Below are 21,410 nucleotides of genomic sequence, written 5' to 3' on the forward strand. Positions count from 1 at the left end.
GCGACGCCGGGACCGCAATTATCCGGGACAGGCGGGGACGGCGAAACCCCGGGCGAGGCCCGGAGCCTGTCGGACCGGGCCGGAGCGGCGGGCTACTCGCCCTTGCCGCCGGCGTCCGGGTTCATCGCCGGGTTGGCCTTGGGATGGCGCACGTCGCGGCCTTCGACCAGATAGAACACGTACTCGGCCACGTTCTTGGCGTGGTCGCCGATGCGCTCGAGCGCCTTGAGGGCGAACATGACGTGCACCGAAGCACCGATCGAGCCCGGCTCCCTGGCCATCTGCGCCTTGAGATCGGCCAAGGCCGCGTCGTAGGCATCGTCGAGCCGGTCGTCCTCCTCGCCGACCTGGCGGGCGCGCTCCAGGTCCAGCCGCACCAGCGCGTCGAGCGCGCCGTGCAGCATGCTCAGCGCGTAGCGGGCGGTGGTGGAGACGTGGGCCAGCCCCGGCACGCCGCCGTGCTCCTCACGGCCCTCGTCGAGCCGGATCGCCGCCTTGGCGATCTTCTTGGCCTCGTCGCCGATGCGCTCCAGGTCGTTGACGGTCTTGGACAGCGTCAGCACGGTGCGCAGATCGACGCCGAGCGGCGTGCGCAGGGCGAGCAGCTGGGCGACCTCCTCGTCGGCGCGGATCTCCATCCGGTCGACATCGCGGTCGCGCTCGACGACCTCCAGGGCGACCGAGGGCTCGCCGCGCTCGAGCGCGCCGACCGCGCGCGAGACCTGGTCCTCGACCAGGCCGCCCATCTTGAGGACGAGGTCGCGCAGGGTGGCCAGCTCCTCGTCGAACTTCTTGAGGGTGTGGGCGCTGTGGGTGATCGACATGGTGGTCTGCCCTCCCGGCTCAGCCGAAGCGGCCGGTGATGTAGTTCTCGGTCTGTTCCTTGGCCGGCTTGGTGAAGATCTGCTCGGTCTCGCCGAACTCCACCAGTTCCCCAAGGTACATGAACGCGGTGTACTTCGACACGCGGCCGGCCTGCTGCATGTTGTGGGTGACGATCAGGATCGTCACCTGCCGCTTGAGCTCCATGATGAGCTCCTCGATGTTGGCCGTGGCGATCGGGTCCAGCGCCGAGGTCGGCTCGTCGAACAGCAGGATCTCCGGCTCGGTGGCCAGGGTGCGGGCGATGCACAACCGCTGCTGCTGACCGCCTGACAGGCTGGTCGCCAGCGAGTGCAGACGGTCCTTGACCTCGTCCCACAACGCGGCGTCGCGCAGCGCCTTCTCGACCTTCTCGGCCAGCACCGCCGGGCGCTTCTCGCCCATGATGCGCAGCCCGTAAGCCACGTTCTCGAAGATCGACTTCGGGAACGGATTGGGCTTCTGGAACACCATGCCGATGCGCATGCGCGTCTCGATCGGATCGACCGAGCTGTGCAGCAGGTTGACGTCGTCCGGAAACAGCCGGATCTCGCCCTCGTAGCGGCTGCCCGGATACAGGTCGTGCATCCGGTTGAAACAGCGCAGCAGGGTGGACTTTCCGCAGCCGGACGGACCGATCAGCGCGGTCACTTCCTTCTCGGCGACCTTGAAGCTGACGTCCTTGAGCGCGCGGAAGTCGCCGTAATAGAAGTTGAGGTTGCGGACCTCGGCCTTGCAGGTAGCGTTGTGGGCAGTCATCGGGTCACCACTTGATGCGCTGGCGGGCGCGGTAGCGCAGCCAGATCGCGCAGGCGTTCATGAGCAGGGTCATCGCCACCAGCACCATGCCGGCGGCGGCGGCGTTGGCATGGAAGGCCGGATCCGGGCGCGAGACCCAGTTGAACATCTGGATCGGCATCACCGTGAACGGCGAGAACAGCCATTCGAAGTTGAGGAACGGCGGCGTGGCCGTGACCGGCGCCGGCGGCAGGAAGGCGATGAAGGTCAACGCGCCGATGGTGATGATCGGTGCGGTCTCGCCGATCGCGCGCGACAGGCCGATGATCACGCCGGTGAGGATGCCTGCCGCCGAGTACGGCAGCACGTGGTTGCTCACCGTCTGCCACTTCGAGGCGCCCAGGCCGTAGCTGGCCTCGCGGATCGACTGCGGCACGGCGCGGATCGCCTCGCGGGTGGAGACGATCACGATCGGCAGGATCAGCATCGCCAGGGTCAGGCCCGCGGTCAGGATGCTCTCGCCGAGGTTGAGCTGGTACACCAGCAGGCCGAGCGCGAGCAGGCCGTAGATGATCGAGGGCACGCCGGCCAGGTTGCTGACGTTGATCTCGATCAGCTCCGAGATCCGGTTCTTCGGCGCGTACTCCTCCAGCCATACGCCCGCGGCCACGCCGACCGGCACCGCCGCCAACGCGGTCACCAGCATCACCAGGAAGCTGCCGACCCAGGCCGACAGGATGCCGGCCTGCGCCGCGCGCCGCGACGGGAAGCTGGTGAAGAAATCGACGCTCAGCCGCCCCGCGCCATCGATCACCAGCTGCGCGAACAGGGCGGTGAGCACCAGCAGTGCGGCCAGCATGACGATCAGGCCCAGCATCTCGAAGGCCATGTCCTTGAGCTTGTGGCGCCCGATCAGGGCGCGGATTTCTTCCGGTTTCAGCGCCATCTCAGTACGCCTCCCGCCAGCGCTTGCGGATCCAGTGGCCGATCAGGTTGAACACCAGGGTGATCACGAACAGGGTCAGGCCGGCGGCGAAGATGCTCTGGTAGCCGATCGAACCATGCGGCAGGTCGCCCATCGCCACCTGCACGATGAAGGCGGTGATGGTCGCCGCTGCCTCGGTCGGGTTGAAGGTCAGGTTGGGCTGCTGGCCGGCGGCGATGGCGACGACCATCGTCTCGCCGACCGCACGCGAGATGCCGAGGATGTACGAAGCGACGATGCCCGACAGCGCCGCCGGGGTGACCACCCGCACCGCGGTCTGGAAACGGCTGGCGCCCATGCCGTAGCTGGCCTCGCGCAGGTGCATCGGCACCGCGCGCATCGCGTCCTCGGACAGCGAGCTGATGTAGGGAATGATCATGATGCCGATCACGATGCCCGGGCCGAGCATGTTGAAGCCGGGCAGGCCGGGGATGAACTTCTGCAGCAGTGGCGTGACGAACAGCAGCGCGAAGTAGCCGAACACCACCGTCGGCACGCCGGAGATCAGCTCCAGGATCGGCTTGACCACCTCGCGCACCCGCGGCCTGGCGAATTCGCTGAGGTAGATCGCGGTGATCGTGCCCAGCGGCACGGCCACCAGCAGCGCGATCAGGCTGGTGGTCAGGGTGCCGGCCACCAGCGGCAGGATGCCGTAGCGGGCGTTCTCGAACAGCGGCGTCCACTGGGTGTCGGTCAGGAACGTCCACAGCGGGACGTGCTCGAAGAAGGCAGCCGACTCGTAGACCAGGATGATCACGATGGCCGCGGTGATCGCGACCGCCGAGAATGCCGCCAGGAACAGCAGCGCCTCGATCGCCCGTTCGCGCAGCTTGCGCCACGGGCTGGGCACGAAACGGCGCGCCGGCGCGGCGACCTGACTGGAAGTTTGGTTGGACATCGGTTGGGGGATCCCCTGCGGCAGGACGCGGCACCCGAAGATGCCGCGTCCAGATGACCGTATTCCGTTCCGGCTCAGCGCGCTTCGCGCTGCAACAGGTCCTCGATGCGCACGCCGATCTCCGAATGCCCCTCGAACACGGTGCCGACCTTGCCGGCGCGGAACTTCTCACGGGCCAGCTCATAGGCACGCGGCGGCAGCGGGATGTACTTGACCTCCTTGATCAGGTCGATCGCCTCGGTCAGGTAGAACTCCACGAACTCACGCACTTCCGGACGCTCGGCGGCGGCCTTGGCGTTGACATAGATGAAGATCGGACGCGAGAAGGGCTGGTAGGTGCCGTCCATCACCGTCTGCATCGAGGGGCCGACCGCAGGCGCGTCATCGTCCAGCTTGATCCGCACCGCCTTCAGGCGCGAGGCGTTCTCCTCGTAGTAGGCGTACCCGAAGAAGCCCAGCGCGTTGCGGTCCTGGGCGACACCGGTGACCAGCACGTTGTCGTCCTCGCTGGCGGTGAAGTCGCCGCGGCTGGACTTGGCCTTGCCCATCACCGCCTCGGTGAAGTAGTCGAAGGTGCCCGAGTCGGCGCCGGCGCCGAACAGGTTCAGCGGCGCATCGGGGAAGGACGGGTCGATCTGGTTCCAGTTGTTGATCCGGCCCTGCGCGTCCGGCTCCCACATGGTCCGGAGCTGGGCCACGGTCAGCTCCTCGGCCCAGGTGTTGTCCGGGTGGATCACCACGGTCAGTGCGTCGAAAGCCACCGGCAGCTCGATGTACTCCACGCCGGCCGCCTTGCAGGCCGCGATTTCCTCTTCGAGGATCGGCCGCGAGGCGTTGGAGATGGCGGTCTCGCCGCGACAGAACTTCTTGAAGCCGCCGCCGGTGCCGGACACGCCGACGGTCACCTGCACCTGGCCGCGACGCGTATCCATGAACTCCTCGGCCACCGCCTCGGTCACCGGGTAGACCGTGCTCGAGCCGTCGATGCTGATCAGCACGCGCTCGGCACGCTCGGCGCAGCCGGCCAGGGCCGCGGCGGCCGTCAGGGCGATCAGGCTGTTCTTGAGTTTCATCGGATGTTCTCCAGGGCAAACGGAAGGGAGTCTGCGGGGCGGCCCGCGCCGGACGGGTCCAGGCCGCGGAGAACAATATTTCAGTAATGTTTCGGTTGTGTGACAGCACACCGGACCGCGCCCAGCCCGGTTCAACCGGGGTAAAGAGCCGGCCGGACAGACTACCGGACCATGCGCCCCCGCCACCCCACCACCCTGGACCTGCTGCGCGAAACCGCCCGTGGCGAACCCGCCGACAGCCTGGCACTGGCCGACCTGCTGCAACGTTTCCGCGAGCGGGCGTTCGGCGTGCTGCTGCTGGCCGCCACCCTGCCCGCCTTCATTCCGCTGCCGCTCGGCGTGGGCGCGATCGCCGGACCGCTGGTGATGCTCGTCGGCCTGCAGCTGCTGCTGGCCTTCCATCAGCCCTGGCTGCCACGCGGCCTGCGCACGCGGGGGCCGCAGCGCGAGACCGTGGCCCGCTTCCTGCGACGCAGCGAGCCGTTGCTGCGGCGACTGGAGCGTCTGGTGCGGCCGCGCTGGGAGGTGCTGGTCACCCACCCCCTCGCCCTGTGCCTGACCGGCGCCCTGCTGCTGGCGCTGGGCTTTCTGCTGGCGCTGCCGATCCCGTTCACCAATTACCCCTTCGGCCTGCTGCTGTTGCTCTACAGCGTCGCCCTGATCGAGCGCGACGGGCTGTTGCTGAGCGTCGCCTGGCTGCTCGGCGGCGGGGTGATCGGCGTCTTCCTGCTGGCCTCGGAGGCGGCCGCGGGCTGGGTCGGACGGATGCTGGCCTGAAGGGGACCCGGGTCCCGGGAAAGAGCCTCGAAAGATCGTCACCCCGGCGCGAGCCAGCGCCCCTCCCCCACCCGCCGAAGCCGGGGCGAGCCAGGCCAGGTCGGGCAAGTGCAATTCCTGTTGCGATGCACAACAATCAGCCGGTCGCCCCCATCACCGACCGCCCCGCGCATGTGCTCGATCCTCGGCATCCTCGAACTCCAGACCGACCCCGTGCCGCTGCGCGCCCGCGCGCTGGAGCTGTCCCGGCGCATGCGCCACCGCGGCCCGGACTGGTCCGGCGTGTATGCCGACGGCCGCGCCATCCTGGTCCATGAGCGGCTGGCCATCGTCGGCGTGGACAGTGGCGCGCAGCCGCTGCTCAGCCCCGACGGCAAGCAGGCGCTGGCGGTCAACGGCGAGATCTACAACCACCGTGTCCTGCGCGCCCGCTTCGAGGGCGAGTACGGCTTCCAGACCCACTCCGACTGCGAGGTGATCCTGCCGCTGTACCGCGAGCGCGGCGCCGGTTTCGTCGACGAACTGGAGGGCATGTTCGCCTTCGTGCTGTGGGACGCCGAGGCCGGCCGCTGGCTGGTGGCGCGCGACCCGATCGGCATCATTCCGCTCTATTTCGGTCGCGACGAACACGGCAACCTGTACTTCGCCTCCGAGCTGAAGGCGCTGGCCCCGGTCTGCCGCGAGGCGCAGGAATTCCCGCCCGGCCACGTCTGGGCCAGCGGCCAGCCCGAGCCGCAGCGCTACTACCGGCCCGACTGGCGCGAGTATGCGGCGGTCGCGGGTCGCCCGGCCGACCGCGCCACGCTGCGCAGCGCGCTGGAAGCGGCGGTGAAGAGCCACCTGATGAGCGACGTTCCCTATGGCGTGCTGCTGTCCGGCGGGCTGGATTCCTCGCTGATCGCCGCCATCGCCAAGAAATACTCGGCACGCCGGGTCGAGGAGGACGGCAAGACCGAGGCCTGGTGGCCGCAGCTGCACAGCTTCGCCATCGGCCTGAAAGGCGCGCCCGACCTGAAGGCCGCGCGCGAGGTCGCCGCCCACATCGGCACCATCCACCACGAGCTGCATTTCACCGTGCAGGAGGGGCTGGACGCCCTGGACGACGTCATCCACCACCTGGAAACCTACGACGTCACCACCGTGCGCGCCTCCACGCCGATGTACCTGATGGCGCGACGGATCCGCGCCATGGGCATCAAGATGGTGCTCTCCGGCGAAGGCTCGGACGAGCTGTTCGGCGGCTACCTGTACTTCCACAAGGCCCCCGATGCCCGTGCGCTGCACGAGGAGACGGTGCGCAAGCTCGACCAGCTGCACCTGTACGACTGCCTGCGCGCCAACAAGGCGATGGCGGCCTGGGGCGTGGAAGCGCGTGTGCCCTTCCTAGACCGCCGCTTCATCGATGTCGCGATGCGGCTGGACCCGGAAGCGAAGCTCTCGGGCAGCCAGCGCGGCCGGATCGAGAAGCAGCTCCTGCGCGAGGCCTTCGCCGGCTACCTGCCCGACAGCGTGCTGTGGCGGCAGAAGGAACAGTTCTCCGACGGCGTCGGCTACGCCTGGATCGATTCGCTCAAGGCGCATGCCGAGGCCAGGGTGAGCGACCGGCAGCTGGCCAATGCCGGCTACCGCTTCCCGCACAACACGCCGCAGACCAAGGAGGCGTACCTGTACCGGGAGATCTTCGAGCGCCACTTCCCGCAACCGTGGGCCGCGCAGTGCGTGCCGGGCGGCCCGTCGGTGGCCTGCTCCACCGCCGCCGCGCTGGAGTGGGACCCGTCGCTCAAGGCCGTGCTCGACCCGTCCGGCCGCGCGGTACGCAGCGTGCACCGGCAGGCCTACTGAGCCGCCTTTGAGCCGCCTTTCCCGGCACCGCCACAAAGCCGAAAAGCACGCACGGAGGATGCGGAGAACAATCGGAGAAGGCGGAGATGAGTCGATTGTCTCCGTTCTGCTCCTGTTGTTCTCTGCTTACTCCGTGCGTGCTTTGGCTCTTTCCGCTTTCCCGCCCTGCCTGCCCGCCGCGGAGCAACCGCTCAGCCCGCCAGCCGGCGCATCAGCTCCTGCATCGCCATCGGCCGCCCCAGCCAGAAGCCCTGGGCGAGGTCGCAGTTGCGCTCGCGCAGCACCGCGTACTGGCCTTCGTTCTCCACACCCTCGGCCACCACGGTGATGCCGAGCGAGTGGGCCATGGCGATGATGGCGGAGGTCAGCGCCAGGTCGTCGGGATCGCGCAGCACGTCGGCGACGAAGCTGCGATCGATCTTCACGCCGTCCACCGGCACCCGGCGCAGGTGGCTCAGTCCGGAAAAACCGGTACCGAAGTCGTCCAGCCAGATCTTCACGCCCAGGGCGCGCAACCGTGACAGCAGGGCGCTGGCCTGCACCTCGTCTCCGAGCACGGCGGTCTCGGTCAGCTCGATGTGCAGCCGTTCCGGCGCCAGGCCGGAGTCCTTCAGGGTGGCGGCCACCACCTCGGGCAGATCGCCGCCGCGCAGCTGGCGCGCGGAGATGTTGACCGACACGAACGGCGCCTCGCCTTGCTCCACCTGCCAGCGCTGCGCGTCTTCACAGGCGCGGGCCAGCACGTGGCGACCGAGCGCCTCGATCAGCCCGCTCTGTTCGGCCACGTCGATGAACACCGCTGGCGGAATGACGCCGTGCAGCGGGTGCTGCCAGCGCAACAGCGCCTCGGCACCGACCAGGGCCCCGTCGGCGAGCCGGAATACCGGCTGGTAGTGCAGACTCAGTTCGCCGCGCTCCCAGGCGCCGCGCAGATCCTGCTCCATCTGAACGCGCCGCTCCACCGCCTGGTTCATCGCCTTGCTGTAGAAGCGGTAGCAGTTCTTGCCGGCGACCTTGGCCTGGTACATGGCGATGTCGCCGTTCTTCAGCAGCAGCCCGGCGCCGGCCGCATCGTGCGGGAACAGGGTGATGCCCACCGAAGCACCGAGGAAAACCTCGCGACCCAGCACCTCGATCGGCTGCTGCAACTCCAGGATGATCGCATCGGCCAGACGGCTGGCCGTGGCGCGCATGTCCTGGCCGAGGATCAGGGCGACGAACTCGTCGCCGCCGAAACGCGCCACCTCGGCGCCATCGCCGCCGATCCGCTCCACGCACTGGCGGATGCGGGTGGCGAACTGCGCCAGCACTTCGTCGCCGGCATCGTGGCCGAGGGTGTCGTTGACGCGCTTGAAGTCGTCCACGTCGAGGAACAGCAGTGCCAGCTCGCCGCCGCTGGCCTGCAAGGTCAGCAGGCGCTGGTCGAGCAACTCGCGGAAGGCCAGCCGGTTGGGCAGACCGGTCAGGCTGTCGCCGTAGGCCATGCGGCGGATGTCGCGGTCGTGGCGGTCCACGCTCTCGCTCATCCGTTTGAAGGCGCGGATCAGGTCGCCCAGCTCGTCGCCGCGGCGAGTGTCGAGCTGGACCCGCTCGTAACGCCCGATCTCGACCGCCCGCGCCGCCTCGGCCAGCTGGCGTATCGGCCGCACCAGGCCGCGCGACACCAGCACGAGCACCGCCACGCCGAGCGCGGTCAGCGCGGCGAGCAGCGCGGCCAGCCAGTACAGATTGCGCTGGGCGATGGCGCCCAGCCCCTGCCGCAGCAAGGCATCGGCGCGCGACTGCTGCTCGCCGACCACGGCGAGCGAGAAACCGAGACGCACACCGCCGATGCGCTCGTCGCCGATGAAGATCGGCTGGGTCACGTCCATCGTCTCGGCCGACCACTGCACCCGCAGCGACTGCGCGGCGATGGCGCCGGCAGCGAACGGGTCGTCCATCGGCTGGCCATACCCCGGGATGTCGCTCGAACCGTCGTGCACGACCAGGCCCTCGGCGTCGAAGACGATCACGTAGGCGACGTCAGGCTGCCGCAATACGGACCGGCTCAGTTCCCCGATCGTGTCGAGGTCGAAGTAGTAGAGCGGGTTGGCGATCGCTTCGGCGAGCTGGCTGGACAGCGCCGCGCCGCGCCGGCGCAGGCCCTCCATCGCCAGCTCGTGCACGGCCTCGCGACCGATGCCGGCCAGCTCTTCCTGGCTGTCCTCGTACTGCCACCACAACGCCGCCAGCACCACCAGCGCGGTCCCCAACACCAGGGCCAGGATGGTGAGCACGCGCGCCTGCAAGCCGTAACGCATGCCCTACTCCAGCTCCGCCCTGACCCGACGCACGCCGGCCCGCAACCGTTCCAGCGCCTGCGCCGTGTCGCCGTCGATCTCGATGAAACGGTTGGTCTGGAAGAAGCTGCGCAGCGCCTCCTGACCGGCCGGATCGTCGGCCGCGGCCAACAGCACCTCGCGCAGGCGCGCCTCGACCGCGACCGGCAGGCCGGTGCGCACCAGCTCCACCGCGCGCGGATACGGCTCGGTCTCGCCGATGATCGTCAGGTCCTCGCGGAAGCGGTCGGGCATGCGCTCCAGATCCTCCCAGTCGAGATTGCTGAAGGCGCCGGCATCGACCACCCGTTTGTGCACCCAGGCGGCGATGTTGCTCTCGCTGCGGGCGAAGACGTAGCCGACCCCGCCGGACTCGGGCCGGTCCCGCGGCGAGAGCATGATTTCCAGCGGCAGGCCCGCCTGCAGCAGCGCCATCGCCGGAGCGAAGTAGGCGCTGGTCGAGGAGGGGCTCTGGAAGGCGATGCTGCGGCCGAGCAGATCCCCGAGCGTGCGGATGCCGCTGTCGCGGCGGGCGAAAAACACGGTCCGGTACAGACGCACGCCGTCGCGCTCGGTGGCCAGCAGGGGGCGGGCGCCGGCGCGCTCCTGCAGGATCGAGGCCATCGCCGCGGTTTCGGTCACCCAGTCGACCCGTCCGCGACGCAGATAGCTCTGCATCTGCTGGGCGTCGCGGGCCATCAGGATGCGGCCCTCGCGGATGCCGACATCGGCCATCCGCGGCACCACGTAGTCGAGCAGCGGCTTGAGCTGTTCGTAATGCCGCTTGGGGTTGTCGCTGATGCGGCCGAGCACCAGCAGGCTTTCGTCATCGCCCGCCTTGGCCGTGCCGGCGCAAAGCGGCAGCGCCAGCACCAACGTGCGAGTCAGGGCGAGGAGGAGCTTCGACACCACGTCTGTGCGAGCCGGGGTTGCAGGAAAACGGCGCCCAGCCTACCCCATCCGGACCGGGCCGCGATAGCCGCTCAGGGCGCCCTGCGCCCGGCCAGCCGCGCCATCCGCTGGACCTCGCTGAGGATGCCGCGCAGGATGCGCACCTCGCGCTGGTCGGGATCGGCGCGCAGGAACAGCCGCCGCAGCCGCTGCATCACCATCTCCGGCGCGCGGCCCTTGTGGAAATCGATGTCGTCCAGCGTCTCGGACAGGTGTGCGAACAAGCCCTCCAGCTCGGCCTGGGTGGCCGGCGGCTCCGCGCGCTCGGCGACGGCGGCTCCGGCCCCGTCCCGCTCGAGCGCCGCCAGCCGCAACTCGTAAGCCAGCACCTGCACGGCGGCCGCCAGGTTGAGCGAACTGAACGCGGGATTCGCCGGAATGTGCACGGCCGCGTGGCAACGCTGCAACTCCTCGTTGGTCAGGCCGGTACGTTCACGGCCAAACAGCAGCGCCACCGGCCCCTGCCCGGCGGCCTCGCGCAGCCTTGCCGCCGCCTCGCGCGGGCTGTATTCGGGCAGACGCACGGTGCGGCTGCGGGCGGTGCAGCCGAGCACGTAGCGGCAGTCGGCCAGCGCCGGCTCCAGCGTCGGGTGGACTGTCGCCGCCGCCAGCAGGTCGTCGGCGCCGGCCGCCAGCGCGACCGCTTCGGGATGCGGGAACTGCTCGGGCGCGACCAGCGTCAGCCAGCCCAGCCCCATCGTCTTCATCGCGCGCGCGGCGCTGCCGATGTTGCCGGGGTGCTGAGTGCCGACCAGGACGAAGCGGATGGAATCGAGAAATGACATGGCTCGGGGTGGTTCGGTTCGGGTCGGGCATCGGGCCGGGCAGGACGCAGCCAACGGGCGGCTGCTAGAATGCGCCGCCTGCGGCCAGCGGCCGCCCCGCTCTTTTCATCTTTCCACGGTGCGCGCATGCAGAAGCCTGCAGTCAACGTCATGGTCAAGGCGGCCCGTCAGGCCGGCACCCTGATCCTGCGCTACATGAGCCGGCTCGACAGCCTCAACGTCGTCGAGAAGGCCCGCCAGGACTATGCCAGCGAAGTCGATGCGCTCGCCGAGGCCGAGATCATACGCGAGCTCAAGCGCGCCTTCCCCGACTACGCCTTCCTCGCCGAGGAGAGCGGCCAGCAGGGCAAGTCCCGCCACACCTGGGTGATCGACCCGCTCGACGGCACCAGCAATTACCTGCGCGGGCTGCCGCACTTCTGCGTCTCCATCGCCCTGCTCGAAGGCCACGAGCCGATCCACGGCGTGGTGTTCGATCCGCTGCGCAACGAGCTGTTCACCGCCAGCAAGGGCGCCGGCGCCCTGCTCAACGACAGGAAGATCCGCGTCGCCGAGCGCCGTGATCTCGCCGGCAGCCTGCTGATCACCGGCTTTCCGCCACGCGAGCGCAAGCGCGCCGGCATCCAGCTCGACACCGTCAAGACGTTGCTGGAGACCGCCGAGGACGTGCGCCGCACCGGCTCGGCCGCGCTCGACCTGGCCTACGTCGCCTGCGGACGGGCCGATGGCTACTTCGAGGCCGGCGTGCAGCCCTGGGACATCGCCGCCGGGCTGCTGCTGGTGCGCGAGGCCGGCGGCCGCGTCTGCGACTACCGCGGCGGCAGCGACTTCATGCGCAACGGCCAGATCATCGCCGGCAACCTCAAGGTCGCTGACGCCCTGCAGAAGGTCATCGTGCAGAGCGGTTACGCCGCGGCGTTCGACTGAGAGCGGGATCCGGGACTCGGGACTCGGGAAAGGGCATCGAAGCATCGTCATCCCGATCCCGGCGCAAGCCGGGATCCATGTTGCTCTTCCATCGCACGGCACCCGGGCACGACCAGGCCGGCCACGGATTCGCGCCGCCGAGGCGCCCGCGCAGACCGCCCCTTCACCACCCCCGGGTGCGTCGGTCGCGTGCCGCCACCGGGCACCACTCCACTGTTCCTCCGCGGTAGCGCACCGACATAGACTCACAGTCGGGCCTGATTCGCAGACAGGGAGTGACATGCGCTCGGGAGCATTGCTGTTCTTGCTGTTCTTGCTGGGCTCGGCCGGTGCCGCCGCGGCCGAGACACCGCGGGTCACCGAGATCCGCTTCGCCGGCAACGCCGTCACCCGGCCGGAGGTGATGCTGCGCGAGATGAACCTGCGCCCGGGCGACCCCGCCGACCCCGACCGGATCGCGCGCAGCCGCCAGGCCATCCTCGATCTCGGCCTGTTCCGCGAGGTCCGGATCGAGCAGGTTCCCGAAGCCGACGGCGTGGCGCTGGACGTGCACGTGCGCGAGAAGCGCTACGTGCTGCCGATCCCGCGCGCCGACACCAGCACCGACCGCGACTACAGCTACGGCGGCCAGCTGCGCTGGAGCAACATCGGCGGCCTCAATCACAGCATGAACGTGTACATCGAGCAGGGCCGTTTCCGCGACGATCTCAATCGCGAACGCGAGCGCACGGCGCGCCTGGCGTACACCGCCCCCTACGTCTTCGACACCCCCTACAACCTGTCCACCAGCATCGGCCGGCTGGAGCGGGTCAACCCGGGCCAGACCGGCAGCTTCGAGGAAACCTTCCATCACGCCGAACTGCATCTGTCGCGCGACCTGAGCTGGCGCCGCCCGCGGCGCGGCTGGACCTTCGGCGGCGGCCTGCTGTGGCAGACGCAGCGCGCCGAGGGCGAGTTCGCCCCGCCGTCGGACGGCGAGGCGCTCGCGGCGGTGCTCAGCGCGGACTTCCACGACGTCCGCTTCAACGTCTACAGCGAGAGCGGCCGCCGCTTCGTCACGCGGCTGGAAACCGCCAGCGACGCGTTGCTGTCCGACTACGGCTACACCCGCCTGACCGGCCGCTACATCGAGTACCGGCCGCTGGGCGACACCCCGCACCAGACCCTGCACCTGATCGCCGACGGGGGCTGGTATGCCGACGGCCCGCGCAGCCGCAACGCCTTCAGCCTCGGCGGCGCCTCCCGGCTGCGCGGTTACGAATCGGACTGGCTCGAAGGCCAGCGTTACTGGCACATCGCCGCCGAGTATCTCCGGCCGCTCGGCCGCAACTGGCTGCGTCTGCTCGCCGTGGCCGAGGCCGGTGGCACCGATGACGCCGTGCTCGGCCGCCGCGAGGGCGGGCCCTACGCCAGCGTGGGCTTGGGCGTGCGCATCCGCCTGACCTGGTTCGTCGACATCGAGATCGAGGCCGGCATCGCCTACCCGCTGCGCGGCGGCGACGGCGCGCGCTTCTTCGCCCGCGGCAATTGATGGCGAAGGCGGGCCGCGGAGACCACGGAAACTGCAAACGGATGCATCGACGCAAGCCGTGACCGGCAGATTCGGCGCCGGCAAAGCATTTCAGCCTCGGATCTGCGCGGATGCGCGCAGACAAGGCTTTGAGCCAGCGTGATCCGTGTTCATCCGCGCAAATCCGCGGCAAAGAGCGTTGCTGCCTCCGGGCATCCGGTCGCGGCGCACGCCACTCTCACGACTGCAACACATCCCGGAACGCCTCGCGAAAATGCGAAGACCCGCCACGCGGGCGGGTCTCGCGGGGCAGCCGGCGTGAGCGGCTTACGGGCGGCGGGCCAGCTCGGCCTCGTCGCGCGCCTTGGGCATCAGGTCCTGCTTGGTGACGCCCAGCCACAGCAGCACCGGGGTGGCGTAGAAGATCGTCGACAGGGTGCCGACCACGATGCCGACGATCAGCGCCAGCGAGAAGCCTTCCAGCGTGGGGCCGCCGAACAGGTACAGCGCCACTGCGGTGAGCAGGGTCGTCACCGAGGTCATGATCGTGCGCGACAGGGTGCTGTTGATGGCCTTGTTCAGCACCTGCACGCTGTCCGAGGCGCGGGTCGAGCGGAACAGTTCGCGCACGCGGTCGAACACCACGATCTTGTCGTTCACCGAGTAGCCGTCGACCGCCAGGATCGCCGCCAGCACGGCCAGATCGAAGTCCAGGCCCATGATCGCGAAGAAGCCCAGCGTCACCACCACGTCGTGGATTTCGCCGATCACCGTGGCGAGGGCGAACTTCCACTCGAAGCGCATGGCGATGTAGATCATGATGCCGGTGAGCACCACGAACACCGCGACGATGCCGTTGTAGGCCAGCTCGCGGCCGACCTGCGGACCGACGTACTCGCTGCGCTTGATGGTGACCTCGTGGCCGCCGGCGCGAAGTGTGTCCAGCACCAATTGGCCGACCGCGGCGTTGCGCGCATCGATGCTGGTCTCTTCGTCCTCGGTCAGCAGTTCCTCGACCGCCGCCGCCGAATGCTCCGGCGACAGCCGGATGGCGAAGCTGGTCGAATCGAAGCGCTGCACGAGGGGATTGCGGAAGCCGCCGGCCTGCAGCGCATCCACCACCTCGGACTGCTCGACCGGCTTGTCGTACACCACCTCGACCAAGGTGCCGCCGGTGAAATCCAGCGCCAGGTTCAGGCCTTTGGTGGCGATCGCCACGATCGAGCCGAGCATCAGCAACAGGGCGATCGTCACCGACACCCGGCGGATGCCCATGAAGTTGACGTTGCTGTTCGGATTGAAGAATTCCATCTGGGTCGTCTCCGATCAGCCCGTCAGACCGACACGGTCTTGACGCGGCGGCCGTGGCCGTAGATCGCCGTGGCGATGGCGCGGCTCACGACGACGGAAGTGAACATCGAGGTCAGCACGCCGAAGAACAGCACCACGGCGAAGCCGCGGATCGGCCCGGTGCCGAACGAGAACAGGGCCATGGCGGCGATCACCTTGGTGACGTTGGAATCGAGGATGACCGTCCAGGCGCGCTCGTAGCCGGCCTTGATGCTGGCCACCGGCGTGTTGCCCATGCGCAGCTCCTCGCGGATGCGTTCGCAGATCAGCACGTTGCCGTCGATCGCCATGCCCAGGGTGAGCACGATGCCGGCGATGCCGGGCATGGTCAGGGTGGCGTCGATGAAGCTCAGCGCGGCACAGAGCAGGGTCAGGTTGGTGAACAGCGCCACCACCGAGATCAGGCCGAACAGCTTGTAGTAGACGATCATCAGCGCGCACACCAGCAGGAAGCCCATCGTGATCGCCATGGCGCCGGCCTCGATGTTCTCCTTGCCCAGCGACGGGCCGATCACGCGCTCCTCGACGATGTCCACCGGCGCGGCCAGCGAGCCGGCGCGCAGCAGCAGGGCCAGCTCGGCGGCCTCGCGCGGGCTCTCCAGACCGGTGGTCTGGAAGCGCTTGCCGAACACGCCGCGGATGGTGGCGACCGAGATGACCTCCTCGGTGACGCGGGTGGTGCGCACCTCCTGGCCGTCGACGATGCGGACCTCGGGCGTGCGCTCGATGAACACGACCGCCATGCCGCGACCGACGTTCTCCCGGGTGAACTCCAGCATGCGCTGGCCGCCGACGTTGTTCAGCGTCACCGAGACCATCGGCGAACCGTCCTGCGGATCGAAGCCGGAGCGGGCGTCGACCAGCTGATCGCCGGAGGCGATGATGCGCCGCGACAGCAGCACCGGGATCGGCCGGCCGTCGGCGCCGGTGCGACGCTGGTAGTAAAGACGCGCGTCGGGCGGCACGCGGCCGGTCTGGGCGGCGGCATAGGCGTCGCCGTCGACCACGGCGCGGTACTCCAGGGTGGCGGTGGCGCCGAGCACCTTCTTGGCCTGTGCGGTGTCCTGCACGCCGGGCAACTGCACCACGATCCGGTTGGCACCCTGGCGCTGGATGATCGGCTCGGCCACACCCAGCTCGTTGATGCGGTTGCGCAGGGTACCGACGTTCTGCTCGATGGCGTTGTCGATGATGGTCTTGAGCTCGGCCTCGCTGATGCGCGCCACCAGGGCCGCCCCCTCCTCGGTCGTCGTGGTCTGCAGCAGCAGCTCGGGCAGGTCGCGGGCGATCAGGCTGCGGGCACGGTCGAGGTCGGCGGCGTCGCGCAGCTGGATCAGGATGCCGTTCGGACCGCGGTTGACCGCCGTATAAGGCACGCGGTTGTCGCGCAGCAGCGCGCGGATGTCGTCGGCGAAGCCGTTCTCGCGCTGTTCCAGCGCGGCGCGCTGGTCGACCTCCATCAGGAAATGCACGCCGCCCTGCAGGTCCAGGCCGAGCAGCATCGGCGTGGCGCGAATGGCGACCAGCCAGTCCGGCACGGTCGAGGCGAGGTTGAGCGCCACCGTGTAGCGGTTGCCCAGCTCCTCGCGGATCAGGTCGGCGGCCCGCAGCTGGGTGTCGGGATGATCCAGCCGCACCAGCAGGCTGTCCGGACCGACATCGATCCTCTTGGGCGTCAGCCCGGCGCGTTCCAGCACGCCCTGCACGCGCTCCTTCAGCGCCTCGTCGACGACCGCGCCGCGGTTGGGCGTGATCTGGACCGCGGGATCCTGCGGATAGATGTTGGGGATGGCGTAGACGATGCTGACCAGGACGACCAGCACGACCAGTGCGTACTTCCAGCGGGGAAACTCGAGCATGGGCGATCAGCCGCTAACGGCCGCCGTGGCGGCCGGAATTGTCGGGATGGGGATGGCTCGGTGCAGCTTCAAGCCGACTTGAGCGTGCCCTTGGGCAGCACCGTCTGCACGGCGCCGCGCTGCACCTTGACCTTGACGCCCTCGGCGATCTCCAGCGTCACGAAACTCTCGGACAGGTCGTCGATGCGGCCGGCGATGCCGCCGGCGGCGATCACCTCGTCGCCCTTGGCCAGCTTGGAGACCAGCTCGCGGTGTTCCTTGGCGCGCTTCATCTGCGGCCGGATCAGGAAGAACCAGAACACCACGAAGAACAGGCCGAGCATGATCAGCGGCTGCCACGGATTGGGTTCGGCGGCGGCCTGCGCATAAGCCGGGGAGATGAAGAAATCGAGCAGGTTCATGGGCTTGCCTGTGGTTGTCCGGTCAACGAAAGTCACGCAGTATGCCACGGCGGCCGGATGCCCGCATGGCCGGATCGGGAAGGCGGCGGCAGCAAGGACTTCCCGTGGCGGTGGCCATGGCCGCGATCGGCCGTCCGGCGGTTCGCGCATCGCCGCCTTGGCGGCTCCCGCACAGACGGTCGCAGTCACCCACAGCGTCGCCCTGCTGTAGCAGCGGCTTCAGCCGCGACCGGATGCCCGGGAACAGCAGCAGCCTTTGGCCACGGATGTGCGCGGCCAGACGCGGATGAGACTTCGAATCGGTTTCATCCGTGCCCATCCGCGCAGATCCGTGGCTGAATCTTCGCTGTTGCGTTCAGGTCGCGGCTGAAACCGCTCCTGCACGCGCGGGCTGGTTCCGCCGCGATCTGGCCGGCGCTACGCGCCGGCCAGATCGCGACAAACCCGCAAGCGCACGGAACAACCGGCCTGAAAAGCCGGTCAGGTCGCGAGAGACCCACAGGCACGCGAGCCTGGCGGCGCTACACGCCGTGGGCACCGAAGACGGGGGGATAAGAAGACAGTTGCTCCTACGCCCCCTTCCCGGCCGCCCGCGCGGCGTGGAAGGCGGCGCGGAAATCCTCGAACCGGCCGGCGTCTATGGCGGCGCGGATCTCGCGCATCAGCTGCTGGTAGTAGTGCAGGTTGTGGATGGTGCCCAGCACCGAGGCGAGGATCTCGTTGCAGCGGTCCAGGTGGCGCAGGTAGGCGCGGCTGAAGCCCGAGGCGCAGGCGTGGCAGGCGCACTCGGGGTCGATCGGCCGGGTATCGGTCTCGTATTTCGCGTTGCGGATGCGCACCGTGCCGAAGCGGGTGAAGTAGTGGCCGTTGCGGGCGTTGCGGGTCGGCATCACGCAGTCGAACATGTCGATGCCGCGCGCCACCGCCTCGACGATGTCCTCGGGCCGGCCCACGCCCATCAGATAGCGCGGCCGATCGGCCGGCAACTCCGGGCAGATGTGCTCCAGCGTGCGGTTGCGCTCCTCCTCCGGCTCGCCCACGGCGAGGCCACCGACCGCGTAGCCGTCGAAGCCGATGTCGATCAGCCCGGCCGCCGAGCGGCTGCGCAGCGCCGGGTACACGCCGCCCTGGACGATGCCGAACAGCGCCGCGTCATTGCCTTCGTGCGCGCGCCGGCTGCGCTCGGCCCAGCGCAGCGAGAGCTCCATGGAGTCGCGCGCCTGCTTCTCGGTGGCCGGGTACGGCGTGCACTCGTCGAAGATCATGACGATGTCCGAGTCGAGCACACGCTGAATGCGCATGCTCTCCTCCGGCCCGAGGAACACCTTGCTGCCGTCCACCGGCGAGGCGAAGGTGACGCCGTCCTCGCTGATCTTGCGCCGCTGCGCCAGCGAGAACACCTGGAAGCCGCCGGAGTCGGTCAGGATCGGCCCGTCCCAGCGTGCAAAGCCGTGCAGTCCGCCGTGCGCGGCGATCACGTCCAGCCCGGGCCGCAGGTACAGGTGGAAGGTGTTGCCGAGGATGATCTCCGCGCCCAGTTCGCGCACCTGCGTCGGCAACACGCCCTTGACCGAGCCATAGGTGCCGACCGGCATGAACGCCGGCGTCTGCACCGTGCCGCGCGGAAAGCTCAGCCGGCCGCGGCGGGCCTGGCCGCTGGTGGCGATGAGGTCGAAGGCGAGTCGGGACATGGGCGGGCCGTGAGTCTGAAATCGGAAATCGGAAATCGGGAACCGGGAACCGGGAAAGGATCACATCGCCGCCGTTCCCGCGAAAGCCGAAAATCCAGCACTTCGCCCGTCAGCAAAGATCCTGCGGTAACCGCTTCCGCGGGAGCGACGACGCGCTTCTACGATTCCCGGCCGGGGAAAAGCAGCATCGCATCGCCGTAGCTGAAGAAGCGGTAGCGCTGCGCGACCGCATGGCGATAGGCGGCGAGGATGCGCTCGCGGCCGGCAAAGGCGGAGACCAGCATCAGCAGCGTGCTCTCCGGCAGGTGGAAGTTGGTGATCAGCGCGTCGATCGAGCGGATGCGGTATCCGGGAAAGATGAAGATCCGGGTCTCGCCGGCGAACGGCTGCAGCTCGCCATCACGCACCGCACTCTCCAGCGCGCGCACCACGGTCGTGCCGACCGCCACCACGCGGCCGCCGCGGGCCCGGGTTCGACGCACCTGCTCGACCAGCTCGGCGCCTACGTTCAGCCATTCGCTGTGCATCCGGTGCTCTTCGACCGTCTCGGCGCGCACCGGCTGGAACGTGCCGGCGCCGACGTGCAGGGTGATGTGGCCGAACTCGACGCCGCGTGCCCGCAGCGCATCCAGCAGCGCCTCGTCGAAGTGCAGGCCGGCGGTGGGCGCGGCGACCGCGCCAACCTGCTTCGCGTACACGGTCTGGTAGCGCTCGGCGTCGTCGGCACCGGCCTCGCGCTGGATGTAGGGCGGCAGCGGCAGCCGCCCCGCACGCAGCAGCAGCTTTTCCAGCGGCTCCTCGCCGAGCAGCCGCAACAGATAGAACTCGCCTTCGCGTCCGAGCACCTCGAACTCGCCGCCAGCGTCGAGCACGACCCGCGTCCCCGGCCTGGGCGACTTGCTCACCCCCAGCTGGGCCTTGGCCTCGTGGCTGCCGAGCAGGCGCTCGATCAGGATCTCGACCCGCCCGCCGGTCGCCTTGCGGCCGAACAGGCGCGCCGGGATCACCCGGGTGTCGTTGAACACCAGCAGGTCGCCCGGCTGCAGCAGCGCCGGCAGATCGCGCACGCCACGGTCATCGAACGCCGCCGGCGCCGGCGGCACCACCAGCAGGCGGCTGGCGGAGCGCTCGGGCAGCGGCGCCTGCGCGATCAGCTCGGGCGGCAGGTCGTAATGGAAGTCGGATTTCTTCAAGGTCGGCGGCACGAAACCCGCGGTACGTCGCGGCCGCGCATTATCCGCCCCGATCCCGGGGCCAACAACCTGGCAGCCTGTCGGAAAACGCACGCCCTGCGCGTTTTTCAAGTCGCGGAACCGGCACATGCCCGGAACCGCCCGGCCGCTTCGCGGCTGCGTCTGGCTTCAGCAGAACCCGACAGGCCAACCGGTTTCAGCGGGTGAGCCGCTGCCAGGCCGACTGCAGCCAGTCGGCGAGTTGCTGCACCTGCGCGTCGTACCGGCCGCTGTACGCCGCCCAGATCAACCAGGCGAACACCGCCAGCAGCAGCAACGAGGCGACGCGTTGGCGGGTCCTGGCGAAACGGAGCTTGCGGTGGGCCGGGTCGGCGCTCTTCACAGGCAGCACTCCAGCAGCTCGCGCAGGCGCGCCTGCAGTCTGCCGGCGCGCTCCGGCAGGTAATCGAAACTGTCTTCGTCCATGTAGGTGCGCTGGGCCAGCTCCAGTTGCACGGCCTCGATGCCCTGCGCCGGCAGACCGTAGTTGCGGGTGATGTAGCCGCCCTTGAAGCGGCCGTTGACCACCCAGGTGTAGTCCTGCTGCCGCTCCAGCACCGCCTGCAGCCGCGCCTGCAGCGCCGGCGTGCAACTGGCGCCGGCGGCGGTGCCCAGGTTGAGGTCGGGCAGCACGCCCTCGAACAGCCAGGGCAGCTCGCCGCGGATCGAGTGCCCCTCCCACAGCACCACGTGCCCATGCTGCGCGTGCAAACGCGCGATCTCGTCGGCGAGCGCATCGTGGTAAGGCCGCCAGAAGAACTGCACCCGTTCGACGATTTCCTCCACCGAGGGCTGCTGACCGTCGCGGTACACCGGCCCACCGTCGAACCGGTGAAGCGGGCACAGGCCGGTGGTGTTCTGGCCCGGATACAGCGACACGTCGTCGGGTGGCCGGTTGAGATCGATCACGTAGCGCGAGAAGCGCGCCCGCAGGATCGACGCGCCCAGTCCGCGCGCGAATTCGTACAGCCGACCCACGTGCCAGTCGGTATCCGGCACCCGTTGTGCCGCCTCGGTGAGACGCGGCACCAGCCCGGGCGGCAGGTCGCTGCCGTCATGCGGCAGGCTGACCAGCAGCGGCGCGGTGCCGCGATGCAGGGTGAAGACATCCATGAGCCGGGCTTCGGGATTCGGGGTTCGGGACTCGGGACTCGGGATTCGACCGGGAGCCTACGCCATTCCCGCAACGGCGGGAAATCCGGCGCCTGGCCC

Annotated in this window: 19 protein-coding genes; 4 read left to right on the forward strand and 15 right to left on the reverse strand. The window is 69.1% G+C overall.

From position 1 onward, the window contains the following. Positions 1 to 92: 92 nt before the first annotated feature. The 5 genes from phoU to HNQ58_RS05885 form a co-directional block, all read right to left on the reverse strand. Positions 93 to 824, reverse strand: coding sequence for a phosphate signaling complex protein PhoU (gene phoU, locus HNQ58_RS05865; RefSeq protein ID WP_183947924.1), 732 nt, complete (start codon positions 822 to 824; stop codon positions 93 to 95). Positions 825 to 843: 19 nt separating this feature from the next. Then, positions 844 to 1,620 (reverse strand): phosphate ABC transporter ATP-binding protein PstB, encoded by a 777-nt coding sequence (gene pstB, locus HNQ58_RS05870; RefSeq protein ID WP_183947926.1) that lies wholly within the window; start codon positions 1,618 to 1,620, stop codon positions 844 to 846. Positions 1,621 to 1,624: 4 nt separating this feature from the next. Next, entirely contained in the window at positions 1,625 to 2,545 is a 921-nt protein-coding gene (pstA, locus tag HNQ58_RS05875) for a phosphate ABC transporter permease PstA (protein WP_183947928.1), read from the reverse strand. Between the two features lies 1 nt (position 2,546). Continuing rightward, positions 2,547 to 3,482 carry a phosphate ABC transporter permease subunit PstC gene (pstC, locus tag HNQ58_RS05880; protein ID WP_183947931.1) on the reverse strand — a complete coding sequence of 312 codons (936 nt, stop codon included), beginning with the start codon at positions 3,480 to 3,482 and terminating at the stop codon, positions 2,547 to 2,549. 74 nt (positions 3,483 to 3,556) lie between these two features. Further along, complete coding sequence (locus HNQ58_RS05885) at positions 3,557 to 4,555, reverse strand: PstS family phosphate ABC transporter substrate-binding protein (RefSeq protein ID WP_183947933.1); 999 nt, start codon at positions 4,553 to 4,555, stop codon at positions 3,557 to 3,559. A gap of 171 nt (positions 4,556 to 4,726) precedes the next feature. Here HNQ58_RS05885 and HNQ58_RS05890 point away from each other — a divergent pair, with 171 nt between their 5' ends. Then, positions 4,727 to 5,332, forward strand: coding sequence for an exopolysaccharide biosynthesis protein (locus HNQ58_RS05890; protein WP_183947935.1), 606 nt, complete (start codon positions 4,727 to 4,729; stop codon positions 5,330 to 5,332). A gap of 171 nt (positions 5,333 to 5,503) precedes the next feature. Then, positions 5,504 to 7,174, forward strand: a complete 1,671-nt coding sequence (gene asnB, locus HNQ58_RS05895; protein ID WP_183947936.1) for an asparagine synthase B — start codon at positions 5,504 to 5,506, stop codon at positions 7,172 to 7,174. Between the two features lie 191 nt (positions 7,175 to 7,365). Here the strand turns inward: asnB and HNQ58_RS05900 are convergent, their stop codons facing one another. From HNQ58_RS05900 to HNQ58_RS05910, 3 genes are all read right to left on the reverse strand, one after another. Continuing rightward, positions 7,366 to 9,474: a putative bifunctional diguanylate cyclase/phosphodiesterase gene (locus HNQ58_RS05900; protein WP_183947938.1), complete on the reverse strand. Its 2,109-nt coding sequence runs from the start codon at positions 9,472 to 9,474 to the stop codon at positions 7,366 to 7,368. A gap of 3 nt (positions 9,475 to 9,477) precedes the next feature. Then, on the reverse strand, positions 9,478 to 10,401 hold the full coding sequence (locus HNQ58_RS05905) for a phosphate/phosphite/phosphonate ABC transporter substrate-binding protein (protein WP_409617914.1): 924 nt from the start codon (positions 10,399 to 10,401) through the stop codon (positions 9,478 to 9,480). 74 nt (positions 10,402 to 10,475) lie between these two features. Then, complete coding sequence (locus HNQ58_RS05910; protein ID WP_183947940.1) at positions 10,476 to 11,228, reverse strand: RNA methyltransferase; 753 nt, start codon at positions 11,226 to 11,228, stop codon at positions 10,476 to 10,478. Between the two features lie 126 nt (positions 11,229 to 11,354). Between HNQ58_RS05910 and HNQ58_RS05915 the strand changes: the two genes are divergently transcribed. After that, on the forward strand, positions 11,355 to 12,155 hold the full coding sequence (locus HNQ58_RS05915; RefSeq protein ID WP_183947942.1) for an inositol monophosphatase family protein: 801 nt from the start codon (positions 11,355 to 11,357) through the stop codon (positions 12,153 to 12,155). Between the two features lie 304 nt (positions 12,156 to 12,459). Continuing rightward, entirely contained in the window at positions 12,460 to 13,686 is a 1,227-nt protein-coding gene (locus HNQ58_RS05920; RefSeq protein WP_183947944.1) for a POTRA domain-containing protein, read from the forward strand. Between the two features lie 306 nt (positions 13,687 to 13,992). Here the strand turns inward: HNQ58_RS05920 and secF are convergent, their stop codons facing one another. From secF to hutG, 7 genes are all read right to left on the reverse strand, one after another. After that, positions 13,993 to 14,976: a protein translocase subunit SecF gene (gene secF, locus HNQ58_RS05925; RefSeq protein WP_183947946.1), complete on the reverse strand. Its 984-nt coding sequence runs from the start codon at positions 14,974 to 14,976 to the stop codon at positions 13,993 to 13,995. A gap of 23 nt (positions 14,977 to 14,999) precedes the next feature. Then, a complete protein-coding gene (gene secD, locus HNQ58_RS05930; RefSeq protein ID WP_183947948.1) occupies positions 15,000 to 16,874 on the reverse strand; it encodes a protein translocase subunit SecD in 1,875 nt (624 codons plus the stop codon). A gap of 68 nt (positions 16,875 to 16,942) precedes the next feature. Next, on the reverse strand, positions 16,943 to 17,275 hold the full coding sequence (gene yajC, locus HNQ58_RS05935) for a preprotein translocase subunit YajC (RefSeq protein ID WP_183947950.1): 333 nt from the start codon (positions 17,273 to 17,275) through the stop codon (positions 16,943 to 16,945). Positions 17,276 to 17,844: 569 nt separating this feature from the next. Then, positions 17,845 to 18,966: a tRNA guanosine(34) transglycosylase Tgt gene (gene tgt, locus HNQ58_RS05940; RefSeq protein ID WP_183947952.1), complete on the reverse strand. Its 1,122-nt coding sequence runs from the start codon at positions 18,964 to 18,966 to the stop codon at positions 17,845 to 17,847. A 158-nt stretch (positions 18,967 to 19,124) separates the two neighbouring features. Beyond that, positions 19,125 to 20,159: a tRNA preQ1(34) S-adenosylmethionine ribosyltransferase-isomerase QueA gene (gene queA, locus HNQ58_RS05945; RefSeq protein ID WP_246417100.1), complete on the reverse strand. Its 1,035-nt coding sequence runs from the start codon at positions 20,157 to 20,159 to the stop codon at positions 19,125 to 19,127. Positions 20,160 to 20,355: 196 nt separating this feature from the next. Next, a complete protein-coding gene (locus tag HNQ58_RS05950) occupies positions 20,356 to 20,541 on the reverse strand; it encodes a hypothetical protein (RefSeq protein WP_183947956.1) in 186 nt (61 codons plus the stop codon). Then, positions 20,538 to 21,311 carry an N-formylglutamate deformylase gene (gene hutG / locus HNQ58_RS05955; RefSeq protein WP_183947958.1) on the reverse strand — a complete coding sequence of 258 codons (774 nt, stop codon included), beginning with the start codon at positions 21,309 to 21,311 and terminating at the stop codon, positions 20,538 to 20,540. The genes HNQ58_RS05950 and hutG overlap by 4 nt, the downstream gene beginning before the upstream one ends. Between the last annotated feature and the right edge of the window lie 99 nt (positions 21,312 to 21,410).

This window comes from Rehaibacterium terrae, assembly GCF_014202935.1.
GTDB classification, from domain to species: Bacteria; Pseudomonadota; Gammaproteobacteria; order Xanthomonadales; family Xanthomonadaceae; genus Rehaibacterium; species Rehaibacterium terrae.

Excerpts from the sequence above, each read along its gene's own strand:
- phoU (WP_183947924.1), bottom strand. The coding sequence starts at position 824 with ATGTCGATCACCCACAGCGCCCACACCCTCAAGAAGTTCGACGAGGAG.
- pstB (WP_183947926.1), bottom strand. The coding sequence starts at position 1,620 with ATGACTGCCCACAACGCTACCTGCAAGGCCGAGGTCCGCAACCTCAAC.
- pstA (WP_183947928.1), bottom strand. The coding sequence starts at position 2,545 with ATGGCGCTGAAACCGGAAGAAATCCGCGCCCTGATCGGGCGCCACAAG.
- pstC (WP_183947931.1), bottom strand. The coding sequence starts at position 3,482 with ATGTCCAACCAAACTTCCAGTCAGGTCGCCGCGCCGGCGCGCCGTTTC.
- HNQ58_RS05885 (WP_183947933.1), bottom strand. The coding sequence starts at position 4,555 with ATGAAACTCAAGAACAGCCTGATCGCCCTGACGGCCGCCGCGGCCCTG.
- HNQ58_RS05890 (WP_183947935.1), top strand. The coding sequence starts at position 4,727 with ATGCGCCCCCGCCACCCCACCACCCTGGACCTGCTGCGCGAAACCGCC.
- asnB (WP_183947936.1), top strand. The coding sequence starts at position 5,504 with ATGTGCTCGATCCTCGGCATCCTCGAACTCCAGACCGACCCCGTGCCG.
- HNQ58_RS05900 (WP_183947938.1), bottom strand. The coding sequence starts at position 9,474 with ATGCGTTACGGCTTGCAGGCGCGCGTGCTCACCATCCTGGCCCTGGTG.
- HNQ58_RS05910 (WP_183947940.1), bottom strand. The coding sequence starts at position 11,228 with ATGTCATTTCTCGATTCCATCCGCTTCGTCCTGGTCGGCACTCAGCAC.
- HNQ58_RS05915 (WP_183947942.1), top strand. The coding sequence starts at position 11,355 with ATGCAGAAGCCTGCAGTCAACGTCATGGTCAAGGCGGCCCGTCAGGCC.
- secF (WP_183947946.1), bottom strand. The coding sequence starts at position 14,976 with ATGGAATTCTTCAATCCGAACAGCAACGTCAACTTCATGGGCATCCGC.
- secD (WP_183947948.1), bottom strand. The coding sequence starts at position 16,874 with ATGCTCGAGTTTCCCCGCTGGAAGTACGCACTGGTCGTGCTGGTCGTC.
- yajC (WP_183947950.1), bottom strand. The coding sequence starts at position 17,275 with ATGAACCTGCTCGATTTCTTCATCTCCCCGGCTTATGCGCAGGCCGCC.
- tgt (WP_183947952.1), bottom strand. The coding sequence starts at position 18,966 with ATGTCCCGACTCGCCTTCGACCTCATCGCCACCAGCGGCCAGGCCCGC.
- hutG (WP_183947958.1), bottom strand. The coding sequence starts at position 21,311 with ATGGATGTCTTCACCCTGCATCGCGGCACCGCGCCGCTGCTGGTCAGC.